Annotated in this window: 2 protein-coding genes; both read right to left on the bottom strand. The window is 39.0% G+C overall.

Annotated elements, in window-relative coordinates; translation table 11 throughout:
• On the bottom strand, window positions 1-919 hold a 919-nt coding region (locus LOK78_RS16280; protein ID WP_232635655.1), incomplete at its 3' end, for an HYR-like domain-containing protein.
• Between the two features lie 374 nt (window positions 920-1,293).
• On the bottom strand, window positions 1,294-7,342 hold a 6,049-nt coding region (locus LOK78_RS16285), incomplete at its 5' end, for a DUF8693 domain-containing protein (protein WP_232635656.1).

Here is a 7,342-nt window from a genome sequence, read left to right on the forward strand (position 1 = left end):
CACCAACAAGCACCGGAGGCGTGTTGTCCTCCACGGTAATGGTTTGGGTTTGTGTTGTTGTATTGCCATCGTTATCAGTTACGGACCATTCACGGATGATAGTTCCGACACCATCATTGACGGTATTGGTAGTTTCTGAATAGCTAACGTTAAGGGTTGTATCACAGTTGTCAGTTGCGGTAACCACAGCAGGAGTTGGTATGGCATCACATTCTACGGTCGTATCGGCAGGAACGCCAACAAGCACCGGAGGCGTGTTGTCCTCCACGGTAATGGTTTGGGTTTGTGTTGTTGTATTGCCATCGTTATCAGTTACGGACCATTCACGAACGATAGTTCCGACACCATCATTGACGGTATTGGTAGTTTCTGAATAGCTAACGGTAAGGGTTGTATCACAGTTGTCAGTTGCGGTAACCACAGCAGGAGTGGGTATGGCATCACATTCTACGGTCGCATCGGCAGGGACACCAACAAGCACCGGAGGCGTGTTGTCCTCCACGGTAATATTGAATGTACAAGTCAATCCAGTTGGAGAATCATCACTATCTCTTTCTTCCCAAGTTTGAACTGTAATTCCTACGGGAAATGCATCACCAGTTGTATAACCAGTTAGATCAATCTGTACCATACTACCATCGACAATGTCTGTGGTTGGATTAGTATAAATCACAACAGCAGAGCATTGTCCTGGATCAACATTAACCGTAATGTTAGCTGGAGGACAATCAGTAATACTTAAATATGATCCTATGTCATTTTTGGTTATGTGAGACGCGATCTCCAAATATTCCTCATAAGTACAAATGGCGTCTGTGATAAGTGGATAGGAAAACTGGTAGCTAGTATGTTTGGGGATAGCAGCAAAACTTATAGCAGAAAGTAAAACTGTTAATACAATTAAGTAAGGTTTCCTCATAGTTGATATTTTTAAAAAATATAAAAATATACCGTTTCAACATTTGATAGTTGGGGCCGGTTGGTAACTATTAATAATTGTATTTAGAGGAATTGTGGATCAATAGTATTTTTAAGATATAAGCTGTAAATTATAATCGTGTCGGGATTTTTTTTGTAATTATTTACTTATATCTTTAATGTACAATTGGTAACGTGATAAATATTCTTCTTAATTAACAATGGATTAATAGCTATTTATGGCCGCAATATAGAAAAATAAATATTAAAAAATCTATAAAGTGCATAAAAAACACGATGAAATGCAAATTTTTGAAGGAAATTCAAAAAAAGCGGTAAGATTATTACCGCTTTCGTAAATTTTTAAAGATTTTATTATTCAACTATCACTTTTTTACTGATACTGGTATTTAAATCAGTATCTAATTTTATGATGTAATGGCCACTTGATAAGCGTTGTACGGGTAGTTTTATTTTAGAATAGGATAGTTCAGGAACTTGAGAATGGTTCCATGTTTGTATAACTTTACCTCCCATATCAATCAATTGGACTTTTTTAATATTTATTTGGTTAAAAGTATTTATGAAAATTTCACCTGAATTATTCAAATAATTTACACTAATATCATTGGTCATATCTTCAATGGTACTTAGAGTTGATTCATCAGATTCAAAGGTTAAAAAGAATCTATTATTATATTCACCAGCATCTAAATTAATATAGAAAGGTACGTCATTGAATTGTGTATATTCATCTGTTACGGAATCATAAATAAATACTTCAATGGCATCTTCATCAAAATTCTCTAACATTCTGAGGCTTATTGCTAAATCACCAGCTTGAGCCAATTCAACATTTAGTGGATATTGTTTAGTTGGATCAAATTCACTTACACCTTGAATTACAAAATTAGCATCGTCAATATTCCAAGATACATCAGAAGAATAGGTATCTATATTTTTTGCATCATAACCATAATCATAACCATCAGTAGCAGTGCTATTTGGAACAAATGCCAACATGAGATGTCTGTTTAAATTATTAGACATGGATGCAGTTATTCTTACTCGTTGGATGATTGATTCATTCTCATTACTAGAAGAGGTTAAGCTTGCGTTATTTGTAGTCTTCAAGAAGATAGAAGATCCTGATCCAGATTCTCTTTCAAAAACGCGTTGGTCATTTTCAAATTTAATTTGACCTCCAGTTCCTGGTTCTAAAGCACCCACAAAGAAACCTTGCCCAACAGGAATATATCTGCCTGGTAATAATGACGAGGAACCTAAGTCACTGATTTCATAACCATCTTCGGTTATAGGTGGGGTAGTAGGAATTTCACCACCGCTTAAGTTGTAAGTGGCATAACCACCTTCGTAAAAGGCAAGATAATGGGAATTACTACTTAAATAATGGACCCAAAAATAGAGAGCTCCATCAAAGGCATTGGTTGATCCAGGATTAGCAGTTGAACCTTCTGCCGTCGCTAGATTATTGGGTATATTGTCTTTAATAAACTCATCGGCATCCAAAGCACTCGGGTAAGGATTACCAATTAATATTTGATTACCATTAGAAACATTTGTATTGGTGCTCTGAATTAATCCATTGTGTGGTTTTCCTTTAAAAACATAATTTTGATAATTACCAGCAGTCCCGCTTCCTTTCATGGTATAACCATTTCCGGTAGGTATGCTACCAGTACTCCCTACTTGGTTCCATTGCTGATAGGTGTTGGCTATGGCGTTATAGGTCCAAAGCCAATAATTTGGCATGGAGATGGGTGGTCCTGGATTTGCATTATAGCCACCAATCCAAGTTATTGTAGCTGGATTGGATGAAGTAGTACCATCTCTCAGAACATTTGCGACTGTATAATTTGAATTTGTTGCAGCACCAATTGCACTAACGGGAGAACTCCAATAGTTATAATTGTAAAGGTTATTGGTTCCTTGTTGATCTCGTTCAATAAATCCGCCACTAGATGGTTCAAGTTCACTATCGTTCAATTGATCTATAGTATATCGTTTTTGAACCAATTGAGATTCTCCTATCAAATCAATTTGACCGTTCAATTTGAGATAATGGGTTATCCAAAGACCATGACCATTGTTTGTTTCATCAACAACACCTGTATCTTTGATTGTTAATTCATTGGAATCTACTAGTAATCCTAGTAAAGTTATGTCTTGCACATCACTTATCACATTATGATTTGTTCTAACAATATTCCAATCAATGGCCTCTCCGTTAATTCCATTGCTGTTGGGATGATCCCAAACAGAATAATATAACCATGGTGAAGCAGTTGTGGAATCGTTATCCCAATTACCATTTTTTGTAGTAATATATGGTAGGGGAGCGGTTTGTTGTTGGCTTGTTGTGATGTTTCTCAATCTTCCAGTAACTCCTTTGTAGGCAGCTAGGTTTCCACAAGTCAAATTCATCCTGTAATATCCTTCCAAATCATTCCATACAAGTGGGTCATCGTCAACACCGTCTTGATTGAAATCTGGACCATCAATTTTGTTTAGTAATACAACACCACCAACATCTGAGCCTAAAGCCTGAATTTCTTGATTCATCATTTGATGAATATGTTCATAAGATAATGCCTTATTCCAAATTCTCAATTCATCCACCCAACCATGATAATAATTGGTAGGTTCGTTTGGAGGAGATTGATCCATGGCTCCAATTAGTGCTTCTATGCTACCAGAAGTATTTAAAGGAGCAGTACCATTGGCAGTTCCTAATACAATTCCATCGACATAAAGTGTGTAAAGTGAGCCATCAAATGTAACTGCTAAATGGTACCATCTATTGGTTCCAACAGTATTGCCTCCAGATGTTACTTGACCAGTTCCACCGGCATTCCCCCAGCGGAATCTTATTTGTCCATTAACAATACTTAAATCATAACCGCTCGTCGTGTTTCCAAATTCTTTTCTAGAAAAAACAGTCCTAGTTCCATTAGTTGAATTTGGTTTTACCCAAATTTCTAAACTAAAATCAGAGTTTAATTGGTAGTTATTTCTAAAAGTGACATGGTCATTGATGCCATCAAAGTCTACTGTTGGACAATCTTTGATTTCTACTGTGATTTCATCAAAACAACCATTTGAAAGAGTCCATCTTAAAGTAAATATTCCTGGATCTGCTGAAAATATGGCATCTGGATCTGTGTCACTAGAAAATATGGCAGAGCTTCCACAAGAATTATAGGAAGCATTTTGAATACTCCAAGTTCCCATTACTCCCGTTCCTGGGTAGTCTGTGTCTCCAGCAGCGGTATCTGGCACCACGTATAGGTTTGTTTCATAGGCACCTTTAATAAAGTTTTCAGTTGCTGTTTTCGTATTGTCGTAGGCGTTCAATTGAAGCGCATTTTCACCACATTCGCTGTTTAAAGGGGTATAGTCTTGTCCTGCATAGGCTAAACTTGTGTAGAAGTCAACAAAGGCAGTTCCCTCATCATTCTCCGTTCTACAACCGTTTACTAGAGAGGTTACACCATAAGTTCTAATTCCCGGGGTTATCGGTGTAATAGTGGCTTCAGTGGAGGTTGAAACGATATTATCATCTTCATCAGTCCATTCTATTTCCTCATCGACATAGGCGTATGCAAAACCAACCTTGTCAATAGCCCAGCCACTGGCAACATCATAAGTGGGATTATTATTACAAGGGTTGTCTGCCGCCAATGGAAAACTAACATCTTCACAAGTAGATGTGCTACCATTGAAAGTAAACATTATTCTTAATCCTGAAAGTCCAACATATGCTCCCAAATCAATGGACGCAGAAACCATTCTCGGGTTGGTAGTTGGTCTTTGTCCACCATTACAGTTTCCTCCAGATTTAACTAATTCTACTCCGGTCGTATTGCCTGAAGTAAAGTCTAATCCTTCAACAGTATTTAAAACTACAGAATAGGTGTTCCCAGAATCAAATGATAATTCAATGGTTCCGAATCCTCCATTACAGAAGTAGTAACTCGTATCAAAAGTCATGATGGCTTCACTAGATGTCATTCCTATGGTGCTGAAGACCGGTGTTTCCAAGGTTGTGACGTTTCCAACTCCATTCGCCATTGCAAATTTAGTATTGTCATTAGTGTCATAATTGATTCCACTAAAAAGTTGATTGTTGTTAGAATTAGTTTCTTTCCAAGTAGGTTGGGTGGTTGTGTTTCCACTTGCAGGAAAAAATCCATCTATACCATCAACTCGCCATCCTTCAGGCTGTGCATAGTTAAATTCACCACCTTCCCCAAATTGTCCATTAGGTTGGTCAAAGAAACTTTCAGCCGTAACGGTAATTGCTTCTCCAAGACAAATTTCTGGCGGGTCAGGAGAAATACTAGTAATTATTGGTGGTTCGTCAGGAGGAAGAAAACGTACATAAGACTCGGCAGTCGTTTTCGTTGCTCCCGTATCGGGATCCACAATTACAGCCCTTACAAATGTGTCGTTTGTAATTCCGGATATCGAATAAGTTAACGTTCCCGATGAAGGAGGAGTTGTGAGAGGTGTCCATGTTTCACCATAGTCATAGGATACTTCCCAATGAATGACATCTGCAGCAACTAAATTATAAGGGGCGATACTTTGAAGATTAAAAAAAACGGTGACACCATCTAACAATTCACCAGGACAAGCCGTGACCTCTACCAATGGGCTAGGGGGTTGCGGATTATCAGGAGTGGGATTAGTGATTACACCTGTCATATAGGTATTTAAATTTTTAGGTGGTTCTACAGTAACGTTGGCAGTACAAGTAGATTCATTTCCATTCACATCAGTTACTGTTAAAATTGTAGTTGCCACATATAACAACCCATCCGCAGCTTCATCAAAGACGCTTGGATTCACAGTAATTGATGCAACTCCACAAGCATCTGTGGAACCATTATCAATATTTTCTGCAGTAATTGTGGCGTCTCTGGTAATAGCATCGATAACTACAACAAAATCGGTGCATACTGCTGTTGGAGGAGTATTATCCTCCACATTTACAGTTGCTGTACAACTGTTAAAATTACCTGCATCATCATAAACTGTAAAAGTTACGGTATTCGGTCCGACATCCGAGCAATTAAATGAACTCGGAGTAACAGTCATATTAGCAATTCCACAATTATCTGAAGAACCATTATCCAAATTGGATGCTGCAATATTCACCACTCCAGAAGGGCTTAGTACAGCTGTGTAATCAGTACAAGCCGCAATAGGGGCTTCATTGTCCGAAGGAACAACATTAAAGGAGCAAGTGGAAAAATTGTTTGAGTCATCGGTAGCGGTAATAGTAACAACGACTGCACCACTCAAAATAGAGCCTGCTGGTGGACTTTGGGTCAAGGTTACATTATTATCACAGTTATCAGAAGTTGAAGCTTCTGAGGTATAGTCAAGTAGCGTAAATTCACAATTGTCCTCAAAATCCACATTTTTATCAGTTGGGCAATTGATTGTTGGAGCTTCATCATCTTCAACTGTGACGATTGCATCACACGTAGAAGAGTTTCCATGAATATCTGTAACCGTTAAAGTTACAGTATTTGATCCTAAATTGGCACAGGTGAAGGCTGTCTGTGAGGCGTTCAAAGAGGCTATTCCACAATTGTCTGTTGATCCTCCATCTATATCAGTTGCTGCAATTGTTGCATCACCAGCAGAATTTAATTGTATAGATATATCTTGGCAAATGGCAGTTGGAGGTGTATTGTCTTCGACAGTTACTATTTGGGTATCAGTAGCCGAATTACCAGCTGCATCAGTTACGGTCCAGGTTACTGTTGTATTACCTATAGGGAATGTGGCCGGCGCATCATTGGTTGCCGGATTAACGCCACAGTTATCAGCTGTAGTGGGTGTTCCAAGAGCCACACCAGTGGCTTGACATGAAGCATTGGCACTAACGGTTACGTCATCAGGTGCTGTAATGGTAGGGTCTGTATTGTCTTCGACAGTTACTATTTGAGTATCAGTAGCAGAATTACCAGCCGCATCGGTTACGGTCCAGGTTACTGTTGTATTACCTATTGGGAATGTAGCAGGCGCATCATTGGTTGCAGGATTCGCCCCACAGTTATCAGCTGTAGTCGGTGTTCCAAGAGCCACACCAGTTGCTTCACAGGAAGCATTGGCACTTACGGTTACGTCATCAGGTGCTGTAATGGTAGGGTCTGTATTGTCTTCGACAGTTACTATTTGAGTATCAGTAGCAGAATTACCGGCCGCATCGGTTACGGTCCAGGTTACTGTTGTATTACCTATTGGGAATGTAGCAGGCGCATCATTGGTTGCAGGATTCGCCCCACAGTTATCAGCTGTAGTCGGTGTTCCAAGAGCCACACCAGTTGCTTCACAGGAAGCATTGGCACTTACGGTTACGTCATCAGGTGCTGTAATGGTAGGGTCTGTA

The organism is Mangrovimonas futianensis, assembly GCF_021245805.1.
GTDB lineage: Bacteria > Bacteroidota > Bacteroidia > Flavobacteriales > Flavobacteriaceae > Mangrovimonas > Mangrovimonas futianensis.